Raw genomic sequence first — 26,233 nt, forward strand, 5'->3', positions numbered from 1 at the left:
GTCAGCCGACTGCCGCGAGCGGCAGCTTCAGAGGACAATAATCGCCCGTCTTGCGATATTCGCGCACCACCGCCTGGCGCAGATCGGCGTCGCCGATCGGCAGGCCGGCATCGAAGGCGAGCAGGCGGGCGTGGAGCGCGACGTTGCGCAACTGGCCGCCGCTCAGCGCGCAACGGCAGGCGATGTCGTGGAGCAGCCCGGGCGAGACACGGTGCTCGCCGAGCAATTGGCGGAGGATATCGTGGCGGCGGATCTCGTCGGGTGGATGGAAGGTCAGGACAGCGTCCATACGCCGCGAAAAGGCGGGGTCGATCCGGTCAGCATCGTTGCTGGTGACGACCAGGATGCCGTCGAAGGATTCGATCCGCTGAAGCAGGAAGTTGGTTTCGAGATTGGCGTAACGGTCGTTGGACGAGGAGACATCGGTGCGCCGCGCCATCAGGGCGTCGCCTTCGTCGAGCAGCAGTACGATATTGAGCGATTCAGCGGCCGAGAGCGCGCGTTCGAGGCTCTTTTCAGTCTCGCCGATATATTTGCTGACCGTCGCGGCGAGATCGATGCGGTAAAGGTCCTTGCCGAGTGCAGCGGCGATATGGCGCGCAGCGAGCGTCTTGCCGGTACCGCTGGGCCCGGCGAACAGCGCGCGGACGCCGCGCCCGCCGCCGGGTTCCCCGAGGGCCTCGCGGTGGCGGCAACGGAGGATCAGCGCGTCGAACTCGGCGGCGTCCTGAGCTTCGAGCTGGAGCGGCTCGGGCACGCCGTTCTCGATCGGCGTGGCCAAAGCATCAAGGCCGGCGTCGCGCAGATCGCGCAGCGCGGCGATCACATCCTCGCGGGCGATGGCGGAATGACCGGCGAGGGTGGCGCGGCTGGCGGCGCCCTCGGTCGCGCGGCGGATATTGCCCGAAGTGAGCGAGAGATCGGAAAGCGTGACGGCGAGGGGGGCCAGGCCAATGGCGCGCCATTGCGCCTGACGCGCGACGGCATCGGGCATGGGGCGCGGGATCATGATGGTGGGCGCGGTGCCGGCCGCGCGGACGCCGCCGATCATGCCCGTCACTATGCCGACGGGTCCCGCGAACAAGGGATGCGGCGGCAGTTCGATCGTCTCGCCCGGCGCTGGCTGCAGCTCAGCCAGGATCAGGGCGTTGCCGGCATGAGCGAGCGCGCCGGCGGTGCGCCACAGGACCGGGTCGGTGAGCAGGGCGGGGGCTACCGTGAGCACATTGAGCCCAGCGAGACGCGCGGCGGTGCGCAGCAGGGTGCGCCGGCCATTGCTGCGCGGGCCGCGGACGAGCAGCAGGGCGCTGCGGTTGGCGGCGAGCATCTGGGCGAGGCCGGCGGGATCGGGATCGCCGACCCAGTTGTCCGGATCGGAGAGCGTGCCGCAGGGCTCGAACAGCGCGCCGTCGAGGCGTGGGAGCGCGCCCGACAACAGGTCGAGCAGTGGGTTGGCGAGGCGCAACTGCCAGTCCGGGCGTGCTGCCTGGGGGTCGGCGACGGTGACGATCCCGGCGGCGATCATCTCCAGCAGCAGGTCGCGCACCGCGCCGCCCTCCCGGTCCGGAACCGCCTCGCGCCAAAGGGCGGTGAGGCCACCCAGGGTGGCGAAGCCGGGTGTGGTCTCGGCCAGCAGCGCGAAGCTCGGGTCCTCCTCGATCAGCGCGATGGTCGCGATCAGGTCGCGGTGCAGCACTGGCCGGCCGGTGGTGAGGCGCGTGAAGGGAAGACCGGGAGAGGTGGCCGCCCAGGTTTCGACCGCGTCGGCCCATTCCACAGCGCGGGGTACGCGCGGTCCGCCCCAGAGTTCGGCGCATTCGTCGAGATAATCGGCGAGGAAGGCCGGGCGATCGTCGGGCGCGACGAGTTCGGCGAGGCGCAGCACGGTGCCGAACAAGGTGAGCCGGAAATGGCTCGAGGTACCCGGGGCGAGCGAGGCGAAACGTGCGCTCATTCGAAGGCGAAGGCGATCGATCGCCCCTCCGCCGGCTGCCAGCCCGGATTGCGATCGAGCCCGGTGAGGCGGAGTTCGACCGGATGGCGATCCAGACCGAAGGTCGCGCGGATGTCGAGGTCGCGGATATCGACACGGGCGGGCTGGGCGAGGAGAGCGACGCCGGTACCCGCGAGATGCTCGAGACGTGCATCGAGATAGAGGGCGAGGCAAGCAGCCCAGCGGTCTGTCAGCGGCAGGCGCGCGGGCGCCCTGGAAACCAGGCGTGGCGGGCGACGATATGGTGCCCGGTCCTGCCGGCCGACGCCGTCGGAAAGAGGAAAGCCCTGCGGGTGCCACAGGGTAGTGCGGTTACGACGGCGAGTCAGGCGCGGCGCGGCGGTGGTTGCGAACCCGGTCAGCCAGTCGGGTTCGACCCGCCACCTGGCCGGTAGATCGCCGCCCTCGGCATGGGCGGCGATCCAGTTCGACAATGGGTCGCGGCGATAGCGTTGGCCGAACCAATAGCGACCGATACGATCGACCAGCCAGAGCGGGGAGGGGGCGAGGCGCTTGCCTTTGGGCTGGGTGAAATCGGGATAGAGGCCCAGGGCAATGAAGGCGTTGATCAGGAACAACAAACCGCCATAGCCGGTCGTCAGGCTGACATCGGGGGCGAGGAACATGACGGGCGTCATCGATCCCGGGGTCGTGGTCGACGCAAGGGTATCCGGGACGGCGCCCGGCGGCCGGGACGGCTCGCATTGCGGTTCGGCCTTTGTTGGACGCCATGTCGAACCTGGCTCTTCCCCCTCAGGCTGCGGGTGGGCGATCACCGGGCGCATCGGCGTAACGGAGGCCTTGTCAGGTGCCGTGTGTATCATGCCATGCGCGCGGGGACGGGCGCGGAGTCTGGCTGGGGGATCGGCAGGTGCCGTCGACAGGCGTGCATGGGGGAGTAGGCTGGGCGGCGGCTCGGCATGACTGACCGGAATCGATGCGTCGGGCCGCACAGCGAAATCGGCGATCGCGGCAGCGAGCTTGGCGGGTTGCGCCGCGGCGCTTGCGGGCGCGCGGACAATTGCCAGGGCAGCGAGGAGGAGCGTGCGTTCAGGGTACGGAAGCGCTTGCCAGGCATTGCCTCGCTCCTCGATCCAGGCTGCGATCTCCTGCAGGAAGCGGCGCCGGGCTCTTGTCGGCACTCTCGCTGGTGTGATGACCATATCCGCCAAGGGGGCAACCCCGGGGCCAGGAGCGGAGGCGATGGTAATGGCGGCGGCGAGCGGGAGAGCGAAATGGGCTTCGATCGCGCGGCAGGCGATGGCGAAATCGCCTGGTTCGAACCGCGCGATCCAGTTGGCCGCCACGCCGATCTCGGCGAGCCGCGCCAGGGTCGTGACCAGCAAGGGCGCGTCGGGAAGCAGCGAGACGCGCTGCCAGCGCGCGAGCGAAGTCTCTCCGGTTGCTGCGGCGAATGCCGCAAGGGCCGGTGCCGAGCCGTGCTTCACCCACAGGGCGACCAGCCAGGCGGAATAGCGGGCGCGACCAGTGAAACGATACGGGCGATCCGGCGAGAAACGGTCGCCCGAACCCCTGTCCGCCCCGACGAGCAACGCGCGCAGTTCGGCAAGGATGCGATCGGGTATCCGGGCAGCACCGGCGCCGCCCGTTGTCGGGATGCGTACCCGCAATCGGGGAATATAGAGCAGTTCCTCCGGGTCCAGCCCGAGCGACTCGATCGACACCCTCTCCAGCCAGCGCTGGGCCTCGCCCCGCGACGCACGCCATCCGGTGACGCGCGCGCGGTGAACGGCGAGATCGGCGCCTGTGGAGGGGCGGGTCAGCACGGCCCGCCTTATTGCGGCTTGACGGGCGTCGCTGCCGTTACGGGCCGGACGACGTTCAGCGTGTCGAGCGGTCGTCCTACCTGTGGGCCGTCGGGGCGGTCCGGGCCCGAGCCGCGCACGCTACGCACCAGCGAGCCATAGCTGCCCATCGGGATGCCGACGGTGAACTTCTTGCCGCCGATCGAGACGCCCATGCCGCTGTTGAGCGTGCCGCGCACGATGTGCATAGGAAGGTTCATACCCAGGGGCAGCAGGACCGGCCCCTTTACGGCGCGCATCGATTCGAGTGAATTCCCGTCGAGCGCCACCGGGTTGGCTTCGGTCATCACTACCTGAAGGTCGAAGCCACCGCCCGCGAATGGCACACCCTTGGCGAAGCGCAGGCGCAATTGCTGTGCGCCGAAGGGCACGAAAATCGTCGAGCCGGTCCCGATCTGGAAGCTCGTGCGGAAATCGTCGAACGAGCCAAGCAGTGCGCCGACCCGTGCGGCGGTACCGGGGCGGAGGCTGTCGCGAACGGTTTCCGCCTTGATCCCGGCACGTTTGGCTGCCTCCTCGCTCATGCCGGCAGCGGAATAACGCGCCTTGTCGATCGCCGCCTCGCCATCGGCAAGCAGGGTCACCACGGAGCCGCCGCGAACCGGGATATCCACTGTCCTGCCCGCCGACATCGCCGCCGGGTCCAGCTTGAACTGCTGGCTTGGCAGTTTCAGCGACGGCCCGGCGAGGATAGATGTGTGCAATATCTGGGTATCGTCCTTGAGCGAGTTGATCACCCAGCGATGCCGCCCGGTCGCCTCGGCCCCGTCGAACTTGCTCTCCCAGGCGAAGCCCGGCCCGCCGTTGAGGAACTGTTCCTGCAGCATCACGCTCTGCGCGCGCGGGAAATTCTTGCGCCATGCGCCGGTCGCGATCTGCGGCGCGACATCGAATGGCGAATTCACCTGGACGAAGTTCATGTTGTACTGGCGCGTGATCGGCGATCCGCCGCCCGAATGGGCGACATCCACACGCACGCACTGATGCGGGTGGGCGGTGAAGAAGTCGCGCTGCGACATGCCCGAGCCCTGGTAATTGCCCGTGGTCAGCAACGTCCAGTCGCCCGAGGAAAGCGCCATATATTCGCGCGACTTGACGGTCTGGAGCGGTGCGGTGGGATTGGTCGAGGATGGAATATTGGTCCACATCCAGTTCGGGCTCAGGCCGATATTGTTGATCTTGAAGGTGGCATTGACCCCGGTGGAATCCGGCTCGGCGCCGGTGCCCGCGGGCGAATTGGCGACGGTGGAGAAGAATTCGTTATTGCCCGTCAGCGATATCTTGCTCGGATCGGTGCCGACATTGCCGAAGCCGGTGATCTGCAGACCGGCCGGGAACAGGCTCGTGTCCAGCGTGACATTGCCCCAGCGCGGAAGCGGCAGTTTCGCGTCGGGGAGGGCGGAAAAGATATCGTCGCCGATATAACCGCCGGCGGGCCAGGTATATTGATAGGCGGTGCCGTTCGGGCCCAGGCTCGGGTCGGTCGCGATCACGTCCGCGAACATGCCGAAGAAGTTGTTGGCGAGGAACGGATAATTCGCCTTGGCGATCTTGACCTCGACCGACCAGCGGCCGTTCATGCCATTGGGCGCAGCGTTCGCCTTGACCTCGACGCCGGGCGGCAGGCTGCCGTCGGTCAGCGCACCCCAGGTCACGACCCCGCCGGCTTCGCTGCCGGAGCTGTAGCCGGGATGCGGATCGAACCCGCCGGGCGCTGATACGCAAGGATTATCCGCACAGGGGAACAGCAGCAGTCGCTTATAGTCGTTCGACGCGTTGGTGGGGTTGAACGCCAGGACGACCGCGTCGTACTTGTCGAAGCCGCCGGTGTCCTCGGCCTCGAAATAGAGGTAGAGATTCTGGGCATCCGACATGCCCCGCATGAACGCGGCCGAGAGCGAGGCGCCATCCTCCAGATAGAATTTGAAGCTCTTGTTCCATTCCGCCGCGTTGGCGATGCCGTCGATAGTGACGGGGCTGTTGGTGACCGGGAAAGCCAGCTTCTCGTTGGCGTTGTAATTCGCGCCAACCGTGCCACCGCCCGGGCAGCCACCGAGCAGGAGCGACAGGGCACCGAGTCCAGAGAGCTGGCCGAGCAGGCGGCCCTTGCGGAGAATGGTTGCGGTCATTGCTTTATCCTTCTGTTATAATGCAGGAAACTCCGATACTTTCGGTTCAGGGGAGTATGTCGACGACGCGCAGCTGCGCGGAGAAGGGCAGCTTTTCGACGCCGTTGTTGGATTGAACGACGAAGTCGAACTGGCCGTCGGCAGCGGTGAACTGCGTGCCGTTGTTCTTGGGCGCTATCTTCAGCGCGACGACGCTGGTCGCGCCGGGCGCACCAGCGTTGATCGTGGCCGAGCTCGTACGCTGCGCGCCCCAGTCGGACGCCGGACTCGCCGCCGGTGTGCTGACCTGATAGGTGCCGGCCAGCTGGAAAGCATATTGGATCGAGAGCGTGATCGTCCCCGGGGCACCCTGGGGGCTCCGCTTGATGAACAGCGTGTTGTTGGCGAATTTCGCGTTCGACCCGATGGCGGTGATATCTTTGACCTTGATCTTGTCGGTCGGGATGTCCTGTGCCGCCGTAATGGTGATCGAGGTCGGCAGCGAACTCGCGTTGAAATCGGGGAAGTTCGTACCGTTGACGTTGATCACTAACGTCCCCGACCCGCTGGGGCCCGTGGTGACGGTGACGACCCGGGTGACGGTGACGGCATTGAGAGCCGAGGCCGGCGTGACGTCGATGGTCCCCGCCGTCTTGTTGACCGCGGCCCAGCCCTGGCCGCTGATCTGCGGCGACACCACGAATTTTTCGTCATGCGAGCTCTGGACCTGCAGCTCGAACGTATAGTCATAGGCCTTGTTGGGCTTGATTGCTTCGCTGGGTGTCACCGATTTCAGCACGAAGGAGAAGGTTGCCTGGATATTGGCGGCCACGCCGGGAAGCTGGACATAGCTGCCCTGGTCGCTGCCCGCAGGGTTGGACACCGAGAGGATGACGGTGCCGCCGCCGGGCGGCAGGCCGATGATGGCCGGCGCATCCAGCACCAGGCGTGTAGGGCTGCTGCCATCCTTGATCCGGTCGAGCGGGATATTGGTCTCGTCGACGTCGATCCGGCTCAAGAGGTTGGCATTGAGATTTTCACCGAAGACGGTGAATTCCTGGCCGGTCTTGACGAGTTGCGGTACGATCTGGGTGATCACCGGCACATGCGGAACCGGGTCGGCGGCGCCCTCGAGCGCGGCGAGGCGGATCGAATGATCGTTGATATCGCTCAGCATCTGGTTGAACAGCTCGGCGGTAATCAGGTCGCCCGGCGCCACACCTGACGGGCGCAGGCCGATCAACTGTTCGAACAGGGCGTTGCGTTCGGCCTCGGTGAGCACCCCTTCGAGCGCATCGAGGATGCTCGACATCGGGACAGAGATGCTGCCGGGGTCTGCAGTGGGTTGAACCATGATCGATCCTTTCCGGCGTCAGCCGCCGCCGAGCGCGTAGTTGGCGTAATTCCAGCGGTGGAGGTTGAAGCGGGCGTCGCCGCGGAAGGCGATGTTCGCCGAAGCGAAGAGCAGATACGGGTCGGGCTTGGCCGGGTCCGCCGCCGCCTTGGCGCCTGCGATCAGGTTCTCGGCGACCGCATAGAGCCAGACAATCTCGCTGCTGGCCGAGCGGATCGCGGGGAAGGCGAGGCTTTCCCGGATCAACTGCTCGACGGTCGCGCTGTTGATGTGGACCGGGCCGCGGATCGTCATGCCGCCGAAGAAATCCTTGGCCTGGTCGGCGGTCATGCGAGGCAAAATCCCGACCGGCGGCAGGTGCCGGAAGTGCGTCCGGGCCTTGAGCGCGGGCGTATTGGCGGAACGCAGCGCGCCGAAATGCGCCTGGAACTGTGCCAGCATCGCGCGGCCGGTGGCGATGCGGCGCGGCGCGGTAGTGCCGAAAAAGGCGCCGGGAGAATCGAGCAGCGAAAGGGGACGGCGGACGGCCCAGTTGTCGAGCAGGGTGAGTTCCGCCGCGCCCTTGAACCCGATTAGTGCGAGCGCGACTTCCTGTTCGGAGAAACCATGGCCGGCCATCGCATCAAGCAGCGGATCTGTGCGTGCCCCGCCGGCGACCAGGGCGGTCGCCCAGTCGACCAGCACGCCTGGGCCGAAGCATTTATAGGCGAGCGCGTTGCGGAAGTCCGGATCGGTGACGTTCAGATCGGCATAGAGCGACGAGGGGATTTCAAGCAGGCGGAAGCGGACCCCGTCGATCCGGCGATCCACGTCGCAGGGTGCGCCGGTCGCGCCAAGCCCGTTGGAAGGCGCGCGGCCGGCGCCGGTCTCGGCGGGGGCGATGGTGAGGAGATACAGGCCTTCGCCCGCGACATAGGTGCCGCCCGCCAGCGGCACGCAATCGTCGAAGGCGCAGCCGCCGGTGGCGAAGCTGGTGGAATCGGTGCGCGACAGGCGGATGCGCTCGGGCTGGGTCAGGCGGAGCAACTGCCCGGTGCGGCTGATCGCGAGGCCGGGCTGGACCTGGATCGAGGCAAGGCTGTCATCGGCGTCGGGCGGCAGGGCTGACACGTCGAGGCCGAAAGCGATCCCGTCCCCCAGCGCCTCGCCCAGTCGCGCCTCGCTGCCGCGGCGCGCGCGCTGCTCGCGCTGCATATCGCCGCCGGTCAGCAGACGGCCGTTGAAGAAGTTGACGCTCTCGATGCCGCCGTCGCTGACCGGCTGTTCGAGCGCGAGGAAATCGCCGCCGCTCATTTGACCAGGCCCGTGATGTGCCAGGTGCCCGTGCCGTCGGACACAAGGCTGACCGCGCCGCGAACGGCGAGCTTCAGGTCGTTCTTGCCGTCAATGGTGGTCTTGATGGGAGTGCTGACGGTGATCTCCGCCTTGCCTCCCGCCTTGATGTTGAGTTCGCTCCCCAGATTCTTGGAAGCACCCGGAACCTTGACCGTGATCGGCACGTCGGAGCGGACGATTGCCACCCGGGTCTTGCCGGATATGGTGCCCGCCGCGGTGATGAACTCGAAGCCCTGGCCGGTGGAGTCCGCGACGACGACTCCGCCAAAGCTCGACTGGGCGATACCGGCAGAGAGCAGCACCGGACGATTGCTGTCGTCGCGCGCCACGACGGTCGAGTCTCCGTCGACCGACCAGGTCTCGTCGGTCTTGACGATCGGGAACCAGATCTGGGCGAGGAGCACGCAGTCGTTGGCGGGCACCGAGGCAGTGTTGCAGCGTTGCGCTGCGACCCTGGGACGAAGCCTCGTCACCCACAATGTCTTGAGCGCTGTGCGGAAGCGTGTCTCGAACTCCGGGTGGATTTTGAGCGGTGCGATATCGCCGGCAGCGGGTTCGGCCGCGTCGGCGGGATAGAGGCCGAGCGCAAGCTGGAGCTGGATTTCCGCGATGCGCAACGCGTTGGCGAAGCCAGCGGCATCATTGGGCTGGCCATTGTCGGTGGAATGCATCGCGAGGAAGGTGTCGAGCGCCGGGATCGCCTCTGCCTCAGTCATCGGCGGGGCCTCGAAGGCGAAGTTGATCGTGTAATCGTCGGCGATGCGCGACGGCGCCATCAGATTCTCGTCGCTGCGGCAGGGCTCGCCCGGGATCGGCACCTCGGCGACGGCGCAATCGACATAGCAAAGGGTGAGGTAGAGGTTGAGGCTGGTGTGATCCTCATTGGGATCGAGCAGCATCAGGCGAATCTTCTCCTTGATCTCGTCGCGGGCGAGCCAGGCGTTGAGGCTGCCGCATTGCTCGCGGCCGACGCAGATCAACTGGCCGCTTGGCGCCGCGGCAGCGCCGGCGGTGACTCGGATGCGGGGGCCGTTCAAGCCGTCGTCCTCGACCGAAACGGCGAGGCCCGACAGCGTGCCGTAACCGAGGAAATCGCGGACGATCCATTTGTCGCGCGCCGAATGATAGGCGAACTCCTGGCGGTAATCGTCGACGCCCAGGACCATGCCGGGCACGAAATTGACGTGGCGGCCGGGGTCCGCCGCCGAGGCCGTTGCCACGGCCGTGAATGGGCTACAGCATCCCATGGAATGGCTCCCCTTGTTGGGTGTGTTGTCTCAGCATGCGATCCGCTCCCTGCCCGGGCGCGGGGCGTCTGGTCCGCCGACGAAGGAGGCGCCGACATAGGCGCGGCCAAGCACCGCGCCGGGCACCAGCTCGGGTGCGCGACTGCCCTGGCCGATGGCGCTGTCCAGCCCGAGGCGGGCTTCGCCGACGCGGTTCATCGCCCAGTAGAAGCGGACGTCGAAGATGGTGTGCGCCGGCTTTTCCAACGTGACGATGCGGCGCGCGAGCGCGAGATCAGCGGCTTCCTGCGCCGGATCGGCGTCGACACTGGCGCGCGGGAGCAGCACCGCGAAGCGATGGGCGGCGCGGCCGATCGGCAGCTCCTGGCCCTCGAAGCAGAGCCAGTCGCGCGCAGCGGCTGCCGTGCCGGGCAGATGGTCGGGCAGCGGGACCGACGCAAAATCGTCCCAGCCGCTATTGTGCGCAGCATTGAGCCGGTCGAGCGAGCGGTAGCGGGCGGCGAGGAAGTCCTGCCATTCGCGGCGATCATGGGACGGCAGCGCGACATAACGCAGCCATGGTTCAGTGGTCGCGGACGGCAGGTGGGCGGCGGGAGAGGCGATGCCGATCGCGTCCTGGAATGCCTGCCAGCGGGCGCGCTCACCCTGGCCGACTGCCGGTACGAAGCCGAATTGCGCCTGGGCCAGTGCCGTCCAGATCATTTCCTTGCCCGCGGGCGGGAAGAGCGGGAAACGGCCCGTCGGGGCGGGCTGTTCGGGCCAGCGCGCCCAGAGCCCGGCGGCGCCTTCCTCCGGCATCCAGTCGCCGTCGAGGCTGCGGATGCCGGGGGTGGTGATCGGGTCGGCGGGCGGGAAGACGCGCCCGCGGGTGCGGCTGACATAGGTCTCGACGATGCGGATCGCCTTGGCCGAGGGGCAGGCCGGGCGCTCCAGGTCGAAATCCTGCGCGCTGACCCTGGTGTCGAGCGCAAGTTTGAGTGCGAGGAGCAGGCCGCGGGTCGTGCCGCGCCAGCCGAAGAAGCGCGCGGCATTGGCGATGAACAGCCGGCGGCGGCGCTCGTCCCAGGACGGATCGAGCGCGACCTCGTACCAGCTCGACAGCCATTCGAGCAACTCGGCGGGCACGGTGCGCGGGTCGAGCAGCGCCTCGGCGCCGGCGATGCGATCCTCGATGCCCGTCTCGATCCCCTCGAAATTGGCGAGGAAGCGTTCGAGGAACGAGGCCGAGGCAGGTTCCTCGCGATACACGCCGGGCAGGAAGCGCTGGACCCAGGAGAAGCGCGGATACCAGAGGCGCAGCGCGCGCAGCCGGGGCGTCACGCGCTCGTCGCCGCTCAGGGTGATGCGCAATTGAGCATAACGGCCGGTGACATTCTGGAGCAGCAGGTCCCAGCTTCCCTTGCCGGCCGCAGTATCGGTGACGATCGCGGCGATGGCGCGCTTGCCGGGAAGCTCGGGGCCGCTCGGCGACAGTACCAGTTCGGGCTGGAGCACCCAGGCGGTCGCGGGCGTGACGAGCGCGGATTTCTCGTCGGCGGCACGGGCTTCGATGGTGACCGAGGCGCCGGGCGGGATGCAGGCGTCGAGGCGGATGCGATCCCATACGCATTGCGGTACGGCGCCGTCATGGATGGTGGTGAGGAAGCTGACGCTTTTCGCAAACCGGCGATGCACGACTTCGACGACCGGCACCCAGATCGGGTCCGTCGCGCCGCTGTCGTAACAGACCTGGTCCTTGACGGTGACGAGCGCCCGGCCGCCGAAACGGCGCAGCGGGAGCGTGTCGGGCAGCTCTTCCGCCTCCCATTGCCCATTTCGTTCGGCCAGGCGGACCCGGCGCGCCTGGTTGCCGCCTGCATCGGTGAGCAGCAGGACGGGCGCCTCCTCGAGCATGGTCGCGGTGAAGCAGCTCGCGCGGAAATCGAGGGTGCGTAGCAGACGAAGCGCGGTCTTGCCGGGATCGACGATATGGAGCGCGGCCGGGGCCGCCGCGGGCGCATCGAGCAGGATGACGCTGCCGTCGCACAAGGTGGCAATCGCGACCGGGGCGGTCGCCGCGCTGACGTCGATGGTGACAAGCTCGGCGCGGAAATGATCGGCCTTGGGATCGGCATCCTCGGGCGCGAAGGCCGGCGCGTGATCCTTGACCGGTTGCGAGGCCAGGCGAAGATCGGAATCGAGCCGGAACAGGCGCGGGCTGGCGGCATCGAGCAGCCACACCCCCCGGTCGCAGGTCGGGGCGAGCGATGCGGGGAAGATGCCGGAGGGCAATGTCATGCGCTCCGGCGCGCCGCCGCCGACCAGGTCGAAGCGGAGCAGCCCGCCAGCCTCCGCGCCGATCGTGCCGACGACCAGGAAATCGCCGGTGGTGACCGCAAGGCCGGCAAGGACCTCGTCAACCGGGGTATCCGGGGCTGCATCGGTGAAGGCGCGGGTGACGCGGCGGGCGCGCGACGCGGACGGCCAGAAGGGCGTGACCCGGCCGTCGCCAGCAGAGCGGACCAGCAAACCGCGGCGGTCGTCGGCGACGACATAGAGATTGCCGTTGCGATCGGCGGCGGCGTCGCGGTGGTCGGCGGCGGTGAAGCGCTGCTCGCCGGGGGTGTCCGCGATTGGCTGTACCATGGGCAACAAAGTGAGCTGGCCGCTCACCTTGTCGAAGGCGGGGAAGAGTGAGCTTGCGGTGAGCTCTTCCCATTGATCCTTTAGCGGCACGGCATCGGGCGTGGCGCTGGTGCACACGCCCCAATCGTCCTTGCCGAGCAGCAGGTGGAAGCGGGAGCCGTTGACGTTCATCAGCAGGTCTCCGCCAGGATCGGAACCGGCAGGCGGCCGACACCGATCGACGGCGTCGCAGTGGCGCCGCGCAGCACGTCGAGGGGAAGCGGCGGGCCGGCGACTACGGAGATGCCGAGGATCTCGGGCAGCTGGAGACCGGACAGATCGACCGAATCCGTGCCCGGCTTGCTACCCTGGGCGAGGAGCACATCGGCGACTTCGACCACGCCGGCGGCACGCGCGACCTCGGCGAGGAGCGCGCGGGAGTGGACCGGGCGGGCGAGCGGCCAGCCGCGCAGCGCCGGGTCGATATCCGGGCCGTAGAGCATCGGCAGTTGCGGCATCGGCGTGGTCGGTGCGGGCAGCGGGCTGAGATAGACCTTGATCCGCGCCTTCACTGCCTCAACCACCTCGGCCACGGCATAGCCGCCAGCGACCTCGATCCCGATCGAGATCCAGATACCGACATAGTCAGGGCCGCGCAGCACCAGCTCGGTGGTGACCAGCCGGCGCGGGTCGAGATAGCTGCACAGGGCGTTGAGGAACGGCCGATCGGCGCGGGGGGCCTCGGGGTGGTTGGGATCGCGCGTCGGGATCGCCATCAGCGTCACCGCACCCGGGGCGGAGCCGATCGTCAGCGGCGCGATGTCGGGATGTGCGGCCGGCAGGATCTCGACCCGGCCGATCGCCACGCCGGGCGTGCGCCAGGCGATCGCGCGGAAATCGTCGGCGGTGACCAGCCGGTCGCGGTGCGTGATGAAGCGCGGAATCTGCTTTTCGGCGGCGGCGACGCTTTCCGCTTCGGCGCCGCCCCAGGTGGGAGCCGGATTGGTCGCGCTGACGCCGGCGGGGAGCATCGGCCCGGCCTTGAGCATGTACGCCGCGACATTGCCCTCGGCACCTTCGGTGCAGGCATAGCTGGCGTAGAGCGCTTCGCCGAGGCGCGGGCGGCGGCCGGTGAGGCCATCGCCGAAGCGGATCAGGCCCGCTTCGGCGTCGCAGGAGAAGACCTCGACCGGATCGCCCATGTCGGGCGCGCCGGTAATGGGCAGTTCGGGCCCGGCGGCGCGGAGATCGTCGATCTCCTTCCAGTCGTGCCGGTCGTTGTTCTCGATGCTCGTCACCATCACCGATCCGGCGAGCACGGGTGACTGGCGAAGCTGGCGTGCCTGGTCCGGCGTACCGTCGCCCGGGGCGAGCTGTTCGGCGCTGATCAGCAATTGCTGGCGAATCTGCGCTGCGTTGACTCCAATCCAGCGGAGCTTGACGTCGGTGCTGCTGCCGGAGCGGACACGCAGCCAGGTGACCAGTCGGCCGGACACGTCGGGTGCGTCGACTGCCGGTGGCAGATCGCCGACGCCGGCCTCGAGCGGATCGAGATTGTCCCAATAGTCGATGCTTGCGCCGGCACCGGGCAAAGCCAGCTCGACGATGCCGGGTTGAGTCAGCGGATCGAAATCGGCGCGCGCGGTGAGGCGCACATAGGTGGGGGCAGGGCGGCCGGTTTCGTCGAGCGTCACCGGACCGGGACTCGGCACTTCGAAGCGGAGCAGGCCGTCGGCAGCGGGCGGCGGGGTGCCGGGGCGGGCGACGATCTGTTCGGCGCCCTGATCGGGCATGAGGCCGAGCGAGAGCGTGCGGCCGGCAAGCTTGCCGCGCAGATCGTCCCAGCCGCCGGGGTCGGCCTGGGTGACCTTCTGGTCGTCCTTGCGGCCGAGCAGTGCGACCCACAGGCTGTGATCGACCGTCTGGGCAAGATCGACGCCTTCACCGTTCACCACCTCGACCGTCTCATAAAGGGTTAGGGTCTGGGGTACCGGCTTGTCGTAGGAGGCGTAGAGCAGGGCGTAATAGTCCGTCTGCTCCTGGGTCGGCGTGATCGGCCGGCGCACATAGAATCGGGCCTCGACCGGCAGCACGTCGAGCGACGTCGCGGTGCGGAAGGGGATGGTGCCGGCGAACAGCTCGCTGCCGCGCGGGACCATCAGGGTCTCGGCCGGTGCGCGTTCATTGACGAAGGCGGCAAGGCCGCGTGCTTCCCGTGCCGGGGCGAGCGGCACGCCGAGCAGCTGGAGGAATTTGGCGCGGTTGCGCTCGGGGATCTGGTTGGTGCGGTAGAGCAGGCTCTCGGTGACATGGGCGAAGAGCTGGATCAGCGTGACGCCCGGATCGGACTGGGTGAAGTTGGTCCACTCCGGGGTGTGCGACGGAATGCGCGCGATGAGCTCGTCGACCAGCGCCTGGTAGCGCCGGTTGTCGGTGGGGGGGACGGGGAGCGGCATCCGATCCTCCTCAGCTCGTGGCCAGCGGGACGTCGATCGCGACGCGCTGGGCAGCGCCGGTCGCGACGAGGCGATAGGTGATGGTGGCGATCGCCGTCTCGGTCGCCTTCGCGTCGGCGGCGACATCGACTGCCTCGACGGTGATGCGCGGCTCCCATTTCTTCAGCGCGGCATCGATGGCGTGCGCGATACGGGCATGAGTTGCGGCATTGTTCGGTTCGAACAGGAAGGCGTTCAGGCTGGTGCCGAAACCGGGCAGCTGGACGCGCTCGTTCAGATCGGTCCGGAGGATGACCGCGATCGATTCCTGGATGTTGCGCTCGCCTTGCGACCAGAGCATCCGGCCGGCGGCGTCGACGCGCGGTGGGAAGGCGATGCCTTTGCCGAAGGGACTGCTCATCCGCCGCTCCCCTTCCCCTTGAACTTGGGCACCGGGAAACAAAAGGCGAGGAACGGCATCCAGCGGAAGATGAAGTCGAGCAGGCTGACGATGATCATCAGCAGGATCAGCGCGCAGAGCGTGACGATCGGGATCGAGAGCGAGCAGATCATGCCGATATCGATGCCGTTGCCGTTCTTGCAGCCGCCGCCGTCGCCGGTGTCGATCTCCTTGTGCAGCGGCCAGGGCAGGACCTGCAGAACGAGGTCGATGAACCCCATGCCCTTGGCGCGCTGGACCTGGCCGCAGAGCATGTCGGACAGGACGAAGGCAGTGCCGCGCGCGTGCTTGCGCAGGCCCGCGGGGCTGGTGTCCATCGGCAGGCTGATTCGCACCGGGCGCGCCGGGGCGTCGGGATCGAAGAAACTGGCCAGCTCGAACGGGGTGCTGGGCTGGGAGAGCACCGGCGGGTGGACCGGGCCGCAATCGGCGTTGAGATGGACGAAGCGCAGGCGGAACTGGCCGGTATCGCCCACGCTTTCCGCCATGGTCTGGGCGAGCTGCTGAGCGAAGGGTAGCGGGCGGGCGGTTACCTCATCGCCAGTGTCGAGCGCGCGGGCGACGAGGACCGTGAGCTTGTCGACCATGTTGACGTCGAACGGGCCCGGCACCGGTGGCGACACCAGCGATACGGTGAGCGCGTCGATCTCCGCATCCGGCGCGGCGCCGGGATTGGCTGGCGGTAGGCGACGAAAAGCGCCGGCGGCCTCTAGCCCGTTACCCAACCCATCGCTGGCGATGCCGCCGAGGAGATAGTGGAAGGCGGGCCATTTGGCGCGATCGTCCTTGTGATCGCGATATTGCGTCTCGACGCCTTCGAGCAATGCGGCGACGCCCGGCTTGTCGATCTGACGGAGCGCCTCGGCGAGGCTGCGGACATGTTCGGGGCGGCCAGTGTTGAACGCTTCGTTGGGCTTGAAGCCGCTGTCGAGCTTGTCGCGCTCGGCGGTCGACATCTGGCCCGAGAGCCACGTGTAGAGCGCAAGCTTGTCGCCGGAAAGCGAGCCGGGCGATGCCTGGCGCACGGCTTGGGCGACGCTCGGGAGATGGCGGTCGAGAAAGGCCATCAGGTCCAGCAGGAGCAGCCAGCTCTGCGACTGGTAACCCCAGTTGCGCTTGCGAATGCTGAGCTGTTTGTTGGTCGGCGTCGCCTTGCTGTCGGTATCCAGGATGAGGTCGCTGGCCGCTTTCATCGCCGCCTGGATCAACGCCTTCCACGGTTCGGCGAAGTCGATCTTGAACTCGGTGGTGCGCGCCAGCTTCGAATTGCGTGGCGGCACGGACGCAGCACCAGCGAGCGCCTCGGCCTGGCCTTCGACCAAACGGCGTGCGGTGCGGGTGATCGTTGCGCTCAGATATTGCTCTCGGCGGCCGACCGGGATGAGGCCGCCCCACATCGTCCGCTTCAGACCATGGCCGTCCTGATGGGCGAGCGGAAAAGCGGGCAGGCGCTCCTCGCCCGGCACGAGCACACCCTCATCGCCTTCGGCGACGCGCTGCCAGCGCGCGCCGGTCGCGTCCTTGACGAAACCATATTCGTACAAGGGGCTGCCGGGCTGGGCGTCCTTGGTCGCTGGCATCAGGCGGCGCAGCACGAAACCGACCTGTTCGTGGCTGCCGGCGAGCTTGCGATCGGGAAGGCCGGGGATCGCGCACGCGAGCGTCGCCGCAGCGACATAGAAACGCTGATGGGCGGGCTGATAGAGTTTCAGGCGCGGCGTATTGGCCGGGACTGCCGCGATCGGCTTCGGCGCGCGGCCGAGGCGGGTCTTGAGCCGGGCGAGCTTCAATGGCGCGGGAAGCGGCACGCGCTCGACCAGATCCTCGGTCCGATGGTCAAACTGGGGCGAACGCCAGGTTTCGTGGCGGGCGACATGATCGGTCAGCGCGCCGGGATCGGTTTCGAGCAAGCCGAGCAGCTGCTCCATGAACTCGTCATTGGCGAAGCGCAGGATGGTCGGCGCCCGGCCGGGCGAGGCGGCGCCGCGCCACATCGGCCGCGGCGCGGCCCAGGTGAGCGGATGGGCGAGCGCGGTCACCAGATATTCCCCGCGCCCGGCGTGTAGCTGGCCGAGACGATACTGTTGGTGATGATGGTGTCGGCCTGGAGCACGCCGGAGAATTTGGACATGCCGGCATCGACCTGGACCATGCCGGCCGAGATCGCGACCTGCGAGGCATTGACCGTCACCTTGGCCGCCGCGGTGACGGTGATCCCCGCGGTTTCCAGCTTGATCGAATTGCCGTTCGAATCCTCGATATCGACTGCGCCGGGGCCGTCCTTCAAGGTGACCTTCTGGCCGCCAGGGGTTTCGAGGATCAGCTTCTCCTGCCCATTGCTGTCGTCGAGCGTGACGGTGACGCCGTTGCGCGACTTGATGACCTTGTGGTTGTTCTGGCTGCTTGCGCTTTCCGGCGGGGAGTCGGTGCCGTTCCACAGGCCGCCCAACACGTATGGGCGCGCGGGATCGCCATGTTCGAACGCGACAAGCACTTCATCACCGACATCGGGCATGAACCAGCTGCCGCGATCCTTGCCGGCGAACAGGGTAGCCATGCGCGCCCAGGCCTCGTACCGGCCGCCGGCTGAATCGGGGCACCAGGGCAGGGTGACCTGTACGCGGCCGGTGCCATCGGGATCGGAGATGTCGATCACCGTCGCGGGCGCGACGCCGTACCAGATGCCGCCCAGGCCGAACGGCATGCGCTCGTCGAGCTGGGCCTGGCGGCGGTCGCCTTCGAGGAGGGTCAACGCGTTCACAGCGGCTTGATCCCCGGGCGGTTGCAGCGGAATTCGGTGCGCGCGCCGTGCTCCGGGTCGTAGAGATGGGTGACCGAGATCGCGCGGTAGCTGCCGTCGAACAGCGGGCCGAGGCCGGTCAGGTCGAGCTTCACGCCGGCGCGAAGCTTGGGATCGGTCTCGCAGGAACCTTCGCCGGTGACGAACCCCCGCGCCATGTGGCGGTAGCTGGCCTCGGCGAGTTGCTTCGCCTCGTCGGCCGAGCGCGGAACGCCGTGCGCCAGGGTGTCGACTCTTTCGCCGAGCGCCTTGACGAGGATGTCGCCGCCGGCGGTGTCGCCGTTGAGTTCGGACTCGATCGCCGATTTGGCGCCCTTGTGACTGACGCCCTTCTTCTCGCTCACGTCCCAGCCAGAGACGACGACGCCGCTCCGCTGATGCGCAAGATCGGCGAGCACGCTGAACGAGCGTAAAGTGCCCGCCCAGGCGAGCTTCACGCCCTCCTGGGTGCGCGCCGGGGCGGCATGGAGCGCCGCGCCCTGGATAAAGATGTCAGCGTCGAAACGCCGCGCGATATCGAACAGGAAAGCGAGATCGGTCTGGTTGAGCTGGGCGAGCAGCGGCACCGCCGGGGCCTGGGTATCGACCTGGGCATCGAGGCCGTGTTCCCGGGCGACTTTCCGCACCACATCGCCGAGCGAGGATTGGGCGAAGCAGCGCGTGCGCCGGGTCATGCGCAGATCCTGCAGCCGGTCCTCGGCGAAGACGGTGATGCGCGCGGCTTCGCCTTCGGGGAAATCGGCGGCGATGCCGGTGATGCGGCCTTCGAACAGGACATCGGAATCGCCGATGCCGACCTTCAGCTTCTTGCCGAAATCAAGGGTCTTGCGATCGAAATACTGGAAGCCGGGCTTGTCCTCGCCACCCCAATTGCCGAATGAAATCTCGGCCCGCGCCATGCCTTCGATGCTGTCGCTCAGCTCATAGCGGAGCAGGCTGGCCTCGAGCTGCGCATTGCGCTTGCCCTCGATGAAGATCGAGGGCCGCGCAGGACGCATCGGCAAACGGGCGACGTCAGCGCTCATCGCGGCCAGACACGGGCGGCACGGATGGCGACGGCACGCATACGCCGCCGGGTTTCATGCGGGCGCGGTTCCTGCTGGGGGCCGGCATCGCCCTTGGCGTCATTGGCCGGTTCCCCGGTCGCTTCGAATTCGTCGATGACGACCGCCATTTCCCGCTCCTCAATTGATCGACAGTTTCGGGGACGACAGCGAAACCGCGGCGCCTATCTCGAAGCTTGGCGGCGCAATCGACGCGCTGACGCCGAAACCCACTCCGACACCGAAGCTGGCACCGCCACCAAAGCCCACGCTGCCGCCCACGCCGACGCTCGCGTCGAGATCGATCAGCGCACCGGGCGACATGCGCAGCGGATCCTCGACATTGTTGGCGGCGGCGACGCCCTGCCAGTCATCCTTGCCGGCCGCGCCCGCCATGTTCTGGAGGCTGGTATTCTGCGGCGCCGGGGTGAAAGGGCGCTGGCCGGGGCGCGACGGCACCGTGCCGGGGTCGTCGAACTTCGAAACCAGGATCTTCTGCTGCGCGAGCGTCAGCGTCACGCTGGCGCGCAACGGCTTGCCCGAGGGCGAAAAGAATTCGAGGCTTTCCTCGAGCCCCTCGACCATGCCGTCGAAGATGAACGAGCCCCAGGAGAAGCGGGTGCCGGGCGGCGCGAGCTTCTTCTTGTCGGTTTCAGCCTCCTGGGGCGTCATGAAGAACAGGATGTCGGCGGTGAGGCGGCGGACATCATCGACCGGGTTCTGGGCCATCGCGGTCACATCGAACCAGAGCGTCAGGGCCAGTTTCGTCGTGCCCGCGCCGACGAACTGGCGGCCGGCGGTACCTGCCTTCTGGTCACCGCCCTTGGGCTCGGCGACCTGGTTGGCGAAGGTGACCTTCATCGATTCCGGATTGAACTGGACGAAGACCTTCTTGCCGCCGGGCTTCTCGATTGAGAGGTCCTGCTTGAGTTCGATCATCTGGGCCCTGACGAGAACCTGCTCGCTCATTTGGCACCTCCCGCCGGTGCCGGCATGGCGAGCTGGAGCTTTTCATAGGCCATCGCGAATTCCTCGATCGCGATGGTGCCGTCCTTCGCGTTGAGTGCGGGGGCCTTGATCTTGGCGGGAATGCAGCGGCTGAGCTGGAAGCGCGCGCGTTCGGTGCTGCCGTCCTCGGCCAACATCACGACCTCGGCATTGGCGCGCAGGAAAGGATCGGCGATCGAATCGGCAAACCATTTCCAGAGATCGAAATTGTCGGTGAAGCCGCGCTTCAGGGTGAGGTTGGCGTAGCTGATGGTGCCGGGCACGCGGTATGCGTGATCATTGGCGCCACCCGAGCGGATCGTCTTGAATTCCTGCGTGATCTCGAGCCCGTCGCACTCGGCGAAGCTTGCCTTGACGAGCGGATCGCTTTTGCCGTCGGGATAGATCTCGACCGCGAAGTTGAAGGCTGTGAAGGGGCGCACTGCGTCGACCATCACGCCTCCTCGAGAATCGAAAGCCGCGCGCCCTGCTGGACGAGGCGGAGGGTGAGGAAACGGATCGGCTGGGACGGAGCGACGCCGACCTCGACGACCAGGCGGCCCGCGTCCATATCGGCATCGCTCTGCTGCACGGCGACGCGGAAGGATTTTTCAGAACTGGCGCCAGCAAAGGCGCCGCGCTGCTGCAGGTCGTCGAGCGTCTCGATCAGGCTGCGCTCGACCGCGCGGCGCAGCGCCGGGCCATTGGGTTCGAACACATAGGTCATGCCGCGGCGGAGCAGGGTGCGGCGGAGCAGCATCATCAGTCGGCGGACGTTGATCGGGCGCCACTCGCGCTCGGGCGAGAGCGTATCCGCGTCGTGCAGCGTGAAGCCAGCCGGTAAATGGCGGATCATGTTGACGCGGGCGTGGTCGAGCGCGAGCAGCTCAGGTTCGGGCAGCGATGGATCCAGCCCGACCACGTCCATCAGCGGATCGTTGGCGGGGGCGATCCAGGCGCCGCGATGGCGCGCGCGCGCCGCCATCAAGCCGGCGACGGCACCGTCGGGTGGCGCGGACAACAGGCCAGTGCCAGTCCGCGCGACGAGCCAGGGATGATAGACCGCGCCATGCGAGAGAAGGCGGGCTTCGTCCGCACCGAGCTGGCCCGTCGACCCGGCACCCGGCGCGAGCGTGGCGAGCGCGCGGGCATGGCCGGCGGCATCGGCGGTCCGGAAATATGCGGGGAGCGACAGGATCGCGAAGAAATCGCCATTGGCGGCGGCGATGCGCAGGATGGCCGTATGGAGCGCGGCGAGGCGCGGCGATTTGAGCCCGGCCTTGGCCGCCGCGAAACGTGCCTTGCGGAGCACCGCCTTGACGGCGGCATAGGCCGATACGTTTCCGTCGAGTTCGAAATGCAGGCGATAATAATGCACTCCCTGGGCGCGTCCGGTGACGGGATAGGATGAGACGTTCTTCTCGCGGAGCAGCTCGACCGCGTCAGTGAACTCCGGCTGGGCGGCCTCCTCCAGCACCGCGACACTACCGGCCGGTCCAGGAGACCAGGACAGAGTGAAGTCGTCGGTGGCGACCGGATTCTGCAGCGGATCGAGTTCGGGTGCGGCGAGCAGGCGGGTCGTGCAATCCAGGAACCCGCTGAAATCCGGCTCCGCCAGCTCGGGTACCGCGGGGGGCGGGCATCCGCCCGAATGATTGCGCCAATTGGCGAGGACCGGGGAGCCCGGCGCGGGCGGCGGGAAACTGTCCCCCATGCTGTCGAGTTCCCAGCCCGGCTGGGTGGCGTCGGGAACGGCGAGCAGGCTCGGTTCGGGGAACAGGTCGCCCTCGATGTCGAAGGCGGCGTGAATACCGAACACGCGTTGTTCGCCGAGATCGCGGATCGCCTGGACTCGTTCGACCAGTGCAGGACCGCGCAGATCGGCGAGGCGGGGATCGAGGAAGATTCGCTCGTCGAAGCGCGACAGCCCGTCGCGGACCAACGGGTCCTCGGACCGGGGCAAGGGCCCGCACGGCTCGGCAAAGTCGGCATCGAGCCCGACCGGCAGCCAGGCGGAGCGCAGCGCCAGGCGATCGGTCGCGGTAAAGGCGGGCGTGCCGAACCGCGCGGCGATCTCGGCGAAACCTGAATCGCCATAGGCAAGGGCGATGCGATCGCTTTCTTCGCCGGTGATGGCGAAGCCGGGGCGGATCGCCGCGGTACGGTTGGTCCGCTCCCGATGGAAGAGATCGGCATCGACAAGGTCCTGGATCGCTCCGGCCGCCTCAGGGGCCAGCCCGAGTCCGGTATGGACTCGATCCGCGCCGGGGCGATGCTCGGCAATGTCGATCATGACCTTCGACGCAGCGAGCGGCCCGCCCGGCATCCGCGACGCCACCTGCTGCCATGCGGGGCCGAATGCCTTGTTGTCCTGGACGGCATCGACACGCAGGGCATCGATGCGCAACCAATCGGCCTCGCCCTGATGCTGGAAACGCACCCATTGGCCGCGCGCCAGCGGTATATTCTTGTCGGCGAAGCTGAGCGTACAGACCGTGCCCTCGGTAAGGCTCGCTTCAAAGCTGCCCGCCTCGCCTGCGATCATGGCATGGCCCTGCTTGACGACCGCCGGACCTTCTTCGGCCTCGACGATGCGGGCGAACGAGGCGATCCACATCGCCATGACATCGCCGTCCGCCAGGCGCACCACCTTGGCATAGCGTTTGACGAGGCCGCTACCGCCGGTCAGCTCGATCAGATCGCCGGGGGCCAACACGCCTGGATCGGCGAAACGCAGGCCGTAGCGCAGCTTGCCTTGCCCCGCGACGGCGACTGGTCGGCGCGAGAGGCGCGCCGCGAGCCGCATCTCATCCGACCAGGAGCCGAGGCTGGCGGCGCTCAGCCTGGCCGGCAGGATGATGCTGGCATTGTCGTCGATGACGGGGAGCCGGCAGAGCAGACCGGGCATCAGGAAGCTGCCCGCGGACGCGGGACGCGATCCCGCATCAGGAGCGCCCAGCTCGGCGGCGCGGCTATCGGCCAGCTCGGTCGTCTCGGCGAGGCGGATCGCCCAGCAGCGTGTGCCGCCATTGGAGAAGAAGGCGCGGACCGCAGGCGCCAGGTTGCCGGTCAGCCGGCGACCGCCTTCCTCGTCATAGGCAAGTGGGCAATCGCCACCGAACACCGCCTCGTAGGCGGCGACGCTCGATACGGCGATCGCGACGTGGCAGGGCCCGCGCTGCGCGAACCCCGCGAACACGGCGACGTCCATGCGCGGCAGCGCCTCGGCAATTGGAGCCGGGGCGATGTCGACGCGGATGCCGGGAAGGGCGTCGCCGGCGAACATGGGTTATTCCATCTCCAGCCGCTCGTAGGCGATGACCAGCTCTTCCATCGCCACGTCGGTGCCCTTGGCGTTCAGCGGGCCGCTGGTGTGCTTGATGATGCGCGCGCGCAGCAGCTTCCACACCTGGACGTCCTGGGTATGGTCTTCGTTTTTCAACGTGATGGTGACCGTACGCAGCGCTTGCTGATCGCCGTTGCGGATCTGATCGAGCCATTTGTAAAGGTTGAGCGAGCCGATCACGCCGCGTTTCATGGTGACGTCGGTCGACTTGTTCATGCCGGTGATCTTGACCACCGAATTTTCCTTGCTGTTGCCAAGCCGAAATTCGGAGACGGTGACTTCCATCCCGATGCCACTGATTTCCTGGAAGCCTGCTTGCGGGCTTTCGGGGTTGCCGTCGCCCAGGTCGACCAGGAAGTTGAACTGGACATATGGGCGATCTGCTCTCAGCACTGCCATGACAATGACCCCTTATGACTTGCGGTCGGCCGTCCACTGGCCGATGCGGAAGATGACGAATTCGGCGGGACGCAGCGGCGCGACCCCGACCAGGCAGATCAGCCGGCCGTTATCCAGGTCGTTCTGGGTCATGGTGGAGCGGTCGCATTTCACGAAATAGGACCGTTCGGGCTTGTCGCCGAGCAGCGCGCCGGACTGCCATTCGTTGAGGAGGAAATCCTCGATCGTGCGTCGCACGTTCGCCCAGAGCCGTTCGCCATTGGGCTCGAACACCGCCCATTGGGTGCCCTTGTCTATCGAGCGTTCGAGATAAGCGAAGTATCTGCGAAGGTTGACATATTTCCACTCAGGATCGGAACTCATGGTGCGCGCGCCCCAGAGCCGCATGCCGCGCCCCTCGAAGAAGCGGAAGCAGTTGATCCCTTCGGGATTGAGCACTTCCTGCTGGGCCTTGTTGATCAGCTTCTCGAAGCCGAGCGCCAGGGTCACGACCTCGTTGGCCGGCGCTTTGAAGACCGCGCGCTCGATGTCGTTCCGGGCATAAATGCCCGCCACGAAACCCGATGGCGGGAAGTAATTCTCCTGCCCGGTGTTCGGATCGATGGTCCGGATCCAGGGGTAATAAAAGGCCGCGTGACTGCTATCGAACATGGCGCGATAGGCTCGAACATCGGCGATCGACTGACCCTTGATGCTGTCGAGCACCGCGATGCGATATTGCATGTGCTCGGCATGGCCGATCAGCGCGTTGGCGATCGCCTGGGCGTTGGTCTTGGCCGCTAGCGCGTAGGTCGATCCGGGGGCGGCGACGATCGAGATATCCTCGACATCCTCGAACGCCTTGAGCCCCGACTTGCGATTGGTCGTCTGATCTTCCTCGCCGGCATAGGCATCCAGGCCCGGTACCTCGCCGTCCTTGCCCCCGGCCAGGAAGAACACCGCATCGAGGAAGGGGGCCTTGCCTTCGCTGCGCGCCTTGGCCGCATCACTGCCAGTGCCCTCGAGATCGGCAATGACGAAGCGGTTGTCCGCCTTGTTGGCCGAAAGATAATCGGAGGCGATCTTGGCGCCGTTGCGCGGTGGATTGTCGTCGCCCGCAGTGGCGAAGATGTCGGCCGCGGCCTTGGCGCGCTCGGTCGCCTCTACAAGCGCGGCGGCGGTCGCCGCCTTCGCGTCGATCGCAGGCTGCACCAACGGGAGCGCCAGATCGATCTTGGCCTGGGCGGCGTCCACCTCAGCCTGGGCGGCGACGACGGCCGCGTCGAGATCGGCCTGGACGTCGCCGGGTTGAGGATTGGCCTGATGATCGAGCGCGGTGGTCAGTTTGCCGTCCGCAATACCCTTTTCGGTTTCAGCGTCGGTGACCGCCTTGTTGGCGGCGTCGAGCGCCTTCTTCGCGTCCTTGTCGGCCTTGTCCGCGTTGGTCTTGACCAGATCGGCCGCCGTCTTCTCCTCCTGAGCCTGGGCCAGGGTCAATGCGGCGATGACGATCGGGATCGAGCGCGAGGCTGACAGATTGGCCGGCTCGGCCGCGAAATAGTCGAAGATCGAATCGGGCGCACCGGCGGTCTTGTGACCGCGGTCGAGCGCCAGATTGGCCACGGCGAAGAAGGGAAGGCCGGGCTCGCTCGGCTCGACATAGACGCTTGCCGTAATGGTACGGATGGTGGCGTTGGTTTCGGCGAGATCCTGCAGTTCGAACTTGCTCGAGCCGTCCTTGTTCTCGAAATTCCACAGGTCTTTCTGAATGTCGTAGGAGATGAAATAGATGCCCTTCTTGGCATCGTTGCCGACATAGACGGTATCGCGGTCGAACGACGAGCGCAGGATCGCCTTGTGCTTGCCGCCACCGATGGGCTCAAGCACCAGCCGGTTCTGGCTCACCCAGAATTGCAGCCGCACCCGGGCCTCACCCGCCTTGCCGGGGAAGCGGGCGCGGATGGCGACATTGGCCGGCGGGACCAGCTTGCCGGCAACTTTCGCGCAGGCGGTGTCGAGATCGCCCTGGAACGCGCGGGCGACATAGAGCCGCTTGCCGCCTTCCTCGAAAAAGGCGCGGACCGCGCTCCACATGTAATTGTCGAGGGTCGTACCGACGAACTCGAGCTGCTGGCGACCGCCATAGATCCGCTCGAACTCGACGAGCGAGGTGATGACGTCAGGCTCGATGTCGATCGGCCCGTAGCGCGTCGCGCCGACGAACCCGGTGGTGGTGGTGCTGACACCTTCGATCGACTTGGCCCGGTAGGAGACTTCCTCCACGAAGACGCCGGGGGCGAGATATTCAGGCATGGGC

At 67.2% G+C, this 26,233-nt stretch carries 18 protein-coding genes; all 18 read right to left on the reverse strand.

Going from position 1 to position 26,233, the window contains the following annotated elements:
* Nucleotide 1: 1 nt before the first annotated feature.
* The 18 genes from AC1RT8_RS01540 to AC1RT8_RS01625 are packed head-to-tail and all read right to left on the reverse strand — an operon-like array spanning nt 2 to nt 26,229.
* Nucleotides 2–1,954 (reverse strand): ATP-binding protein, encoded by a 1,953-nt coding sequence (locus AC1RT8_RS01540; RefSeq protein ID WP_493073760.1) that lies wholly within the window; start codon nt 1,952–1,954, stop codon nt 2–4.
* Nucleotides 1,951–3,780 (reverse strand): hypothetical protein, encoded by a 1,830-nt coding sequence (locus tag AC1RT8_RS01545; RefSeq protein WP_493073765.1) that lies wholly within the window; start codon nt 3,778–3,780, stop codon nt 1,951–1,953. Before AC1RT8_RS01545 ends, AC1RT8_RS01540 begins: the two co-directional genes overlap by 4 nt.
* A gap of 8 nt (nt 3,781–3,788) precedes the next feature.
* Nucleotides 3,789–5,948, reverse strand: a complete 2,160-nt coding sequence (locus AC1RT8_RS01550) for a hypothetical protein (protein WP_493073769.1) — start codon at nt 5,946–5,948, stop codon at nt 3,789–3,791.
* 46 nt (nt 5,949–5,994) lie between these two features.
* Nucleotides 5,995–7,281, reverse strand: a complete 1,287-nt coding sequence (locus AC1RT8_RS01555) for a hypothetical protein (protein ID WP_493073773.1) — start codon at nt 7,279–7,281, stop codon at nt 5,995–5,997.
* 18 nt (nt 7,282–7,299) lie between these two features.
* A complete protein-coding gene (locus AC1RT8_RS01560) occupies nt 7,300–8,574 on the reverse strand; it encodes a hypothetical protein (protein WP_493073776.1) in 1,275 nt (424 codons plus the stop codon).
* Nucleotides 8,571–9,836: a hypothetical protein gene (locus AC1RT8_RS01565; protein WP_493073779.1), complete on the reverse strand. Its 1,266-nt coding sequence runs from the start codon at nt 9,834–9,836 to the stop codon at nt 8,571–8,573. The genes AC1RT8_RS01560 and AC1RT8_RS01565 overlap by 4 nt, the downstream gene beginning before the upstream one ends.
* A 57-nt stretch (nt 9,837–9,893) precedes the next feature.
* On the reverse strand, nt 9,894–12,659 hold the full coding sequence (locus tag AC1RT8_RS01570; protein WP_493073781.1) for a phage tail protein: 2,766 nt from the start codon (nt 12,657–12,659) through the stop codon (nt 9,894–9,896).
* On the reverse strand, nt 12,659–14,923 hold the full coding sequence (locus AC1RT8_RS01575; RefSeq protein ID WP_493073785.1) for a baseplate J/gp47 family protein: 2,265 nt from the start codon (nt 14,921–14,923) through the stop codon (nt 12,659–12,661). Before AC1RT8_RS01575 ends, AC1RT8_RS01570 begins: the two co-directional genes overlap by 1 nt.
* A 10-nt stretch (nt 14,924–14,933) precedes the next feature.
* Nucleotides 14,934–15,323, reverse strand: coding sequence for a GPW/gp25 family protein (locus AC1RT8_RS01580; protein WP_493073787.1), 390 nt, complete (start codon nt 15,321–15,323; stop codon nt 14,934–14,936).
* Complete coding sequence (locus AC1RT8_RS01585; RefSeq protein WP_493073789.1) at nt 15,320–17,401, reverse strand: hypothetical protein; 2,082 nt, start codon at nt 17,399–17,401, stop codon at nt 15,320–15,322. The genes AC1RT8_RS01580 and AC1RT8_RS01585 overlap by 4 nt, the downstream gene beginning before the upstream one ends.
* A complete protein-coding gene (locus AC1RT8_RS01590; protein ID WP_493073792.1) occupies nt 17,398–18,114 on the reverse strand; it encodes a phage baseplate assembly protein V in 717 nt (238 codons plus the stop codon). Before AC1RT8_RS01590 ends, AC1RT8_RS01585 begins: the two co-directional genes overlap by 4 nt.
* Before the next feature lie 5 nt (nt 18,115–18,119).
* Complete coding sequence (locus tag AC1RT8_RS01595; RefSeq protein WP_493073797.1) at nt 18,120–19,160, reverse strand: phage late control D family protein; 1,041 nt, start codon at nt 19,158–19,160, stop codon at nt 18,120–18,122.
* A 23-nt stretch (nt 19,161–19,183) separates the two neighbouring features.
* Complete coding sequence (locus AC1RT8_RS01600; RefSeq protein ID WP_493073800.1) at nt 19,184–19,336, reverse strand: hypothetical protein; 153 nt, start codon at nt 19,334–19,336, stop codon at nt 19,184–19,186.
* A 10-nt stretch (nt 19,337–19,346) separates the two neighbouring features.
* Nucleotides 19,347–20,174 carry a CIS tube protein gene (locus tag AC1RT8_RS01605; protein WP_493073805.1) on the reverse strand — a complete coding sequence of 276 codons (828 nt, stop codon included), beginning with the start codon at nt 20,172–20,174 and terminating at the stop codon, nt 19,347–19,349.
* A complete protein-coding gene (locus AC1RT8_RS01610) occupies nt 20,171–20,647 on the reverse strand; it encodes a phage tail protein (protein WP_493073809.1) in 477 nt (158 codons plus the stop codon). The genes AC1RT8_RS01605 and AC1RT8_RS01610 overlap by 4 nt, the downstream gene beginning before the upstream one ends.
* Nucleotides 20,647–23,478 (reverse strand): phage tail sheath C-terminal domain-containing protein, encoded by a 2,832-nt coding sequence (locus AC1RT8_RS01615; protein WP_493073814.1) that lies wholly within the window; start codon nt 23,476–23,478, stop codon nt 20,647–20,649. The genes AC1RT8_RS01610 and AC1RT8_RS01615 overlap by 1 nt, the downstream gene beginning before the upstream one ends.
* 3 nt (nt 23,479–23,481) lie before the next feature.
* Nucleotides 23,482–23,937, reverse strand: coding sequence for a phage tail protein (locus tag AC1RT8_RS01620; protein ID WP_493073818.1), 456 nt, complete (start codon nt 23,935–23,937; stop codon nt 23,482–23,484).
* A gap of 12 nt (nt 23,938–23,949) precedes the next feature.
* Nucleotides 23,950–26,229, reverse strand: coding sequence for a phage tail sheath family protein (locus AC1RT8_RS01625; protein WP_493073823.1), 2,280 nt, complete (start codon nt 26,227–26,229; stop codon nt 23,950–23,952).
* Nucleotides 26,230–26,233: the final 4 nt, after the last annotated feature.

Source organism: Sphingomonas sp. GW821-FHT10F11 (genome assembly GCF_058809095.1).

Coding starts and splice junctions, on each gene's coding strand:
- AC1RT8_RS01540 (WP_493073760.1), bottom strand. CDS start 1,954: ATGAGCGCACGTTTCGCCTCGCTCGCCCCGGGTACCTCGAGCCATTTC.
- AC1RT8_RS01550 (WP_493073769.1), bottom strand. CDS start 5,948: ATGACCGCAACCATTCTCCGCAAGGGCCGCCTGCTCGGCCAGCTCTCT.
- AC1RT8_RS01555 (WP_493073773.1), bottom strand. CDS start 7,281: ATGGTTCAACCCACTGCAGACCCCGGCAGCATCTCTGTCCCGATGTCG.
- AC1RT8_RS01560 (WP_493073776.1), bottom strand. CDS start 8,574: ATGAGCGGCGGCGATTTCCTCGCGCTCGAACAGCCGGTCAGCGACGGC.
- AC1RT8_RS01570 (WP_493073781.1), bottom strand. CDS start 12,659: ATGAACGTCAACGGCTCCCGCTTCCACCTGCTGCTCGGCAAGGACGAT.
- AC1RT8_RS01575 (WP_493073785.1), bottom strand. CDS start 14,923: ATGCCGCTCCCCGTCCCCCCCACCGACAACCGGCGCTACCAGGCGCTG.
- AC1RT8_RS01580 (WP_493073787.1), bottom strand. CDS start 15,323: ATGAGCAGTCCCTTCGGCAAAGGCATCGCCTTCCCACCGCGCGTCGAC.
- AC1RT8_RS01595 (WP_493073797.1), bottom strand. CDS start 19,160: ATGCGTCCTGCGCGGCCCTCGATCTTCATCGAGGGCAAGCGCAATGCG.
- AC1RT8_RS01600 (WP_493073800.1), bottom strand. CDS start 19,336: ATGGCGGTCGTCATCGACGAATTCGAAGCGACCGGGGAACCGGCCAAT.
- AC1RT8_RS01605 (WP_493073805.1), bottom strand. CDS start 20,174: ATGAGCGAGCAGGTTCTCGTCAGGGCCCAGATGATCGAACTCAAGCAG.
- AC1RT8_RS01610 (WP_493073809.1), bottom strand. CDS start 20,647: ATGGTCGACGCAGTGCGCCCCTTCACAGCCTTCAACTTCGCGGTCGAG.
- AC1RT8_RS01615 (WP_493073814.1), bottom strand. CDS start 23,478: ATGTTCGCCGGCGACGCCCTTCCCGGCATCCGCGTCGACATCGCCCCG.
- AC1RT8_RS01620 (WP_493073818.1), bottom strand. CDS start 23,937: ATGGCAGTGCTGAGAGCAGATCGCCCATATGTCCAGTTCAACTTCCTG.
- AC1RT8_RS01625 (WP_493073823.1), bottom strand. CDS start 26,229: ATGCCTGAATATCTCGCCCCCGGCGTCTTCGTGGAGGAAGTCTCCTAC.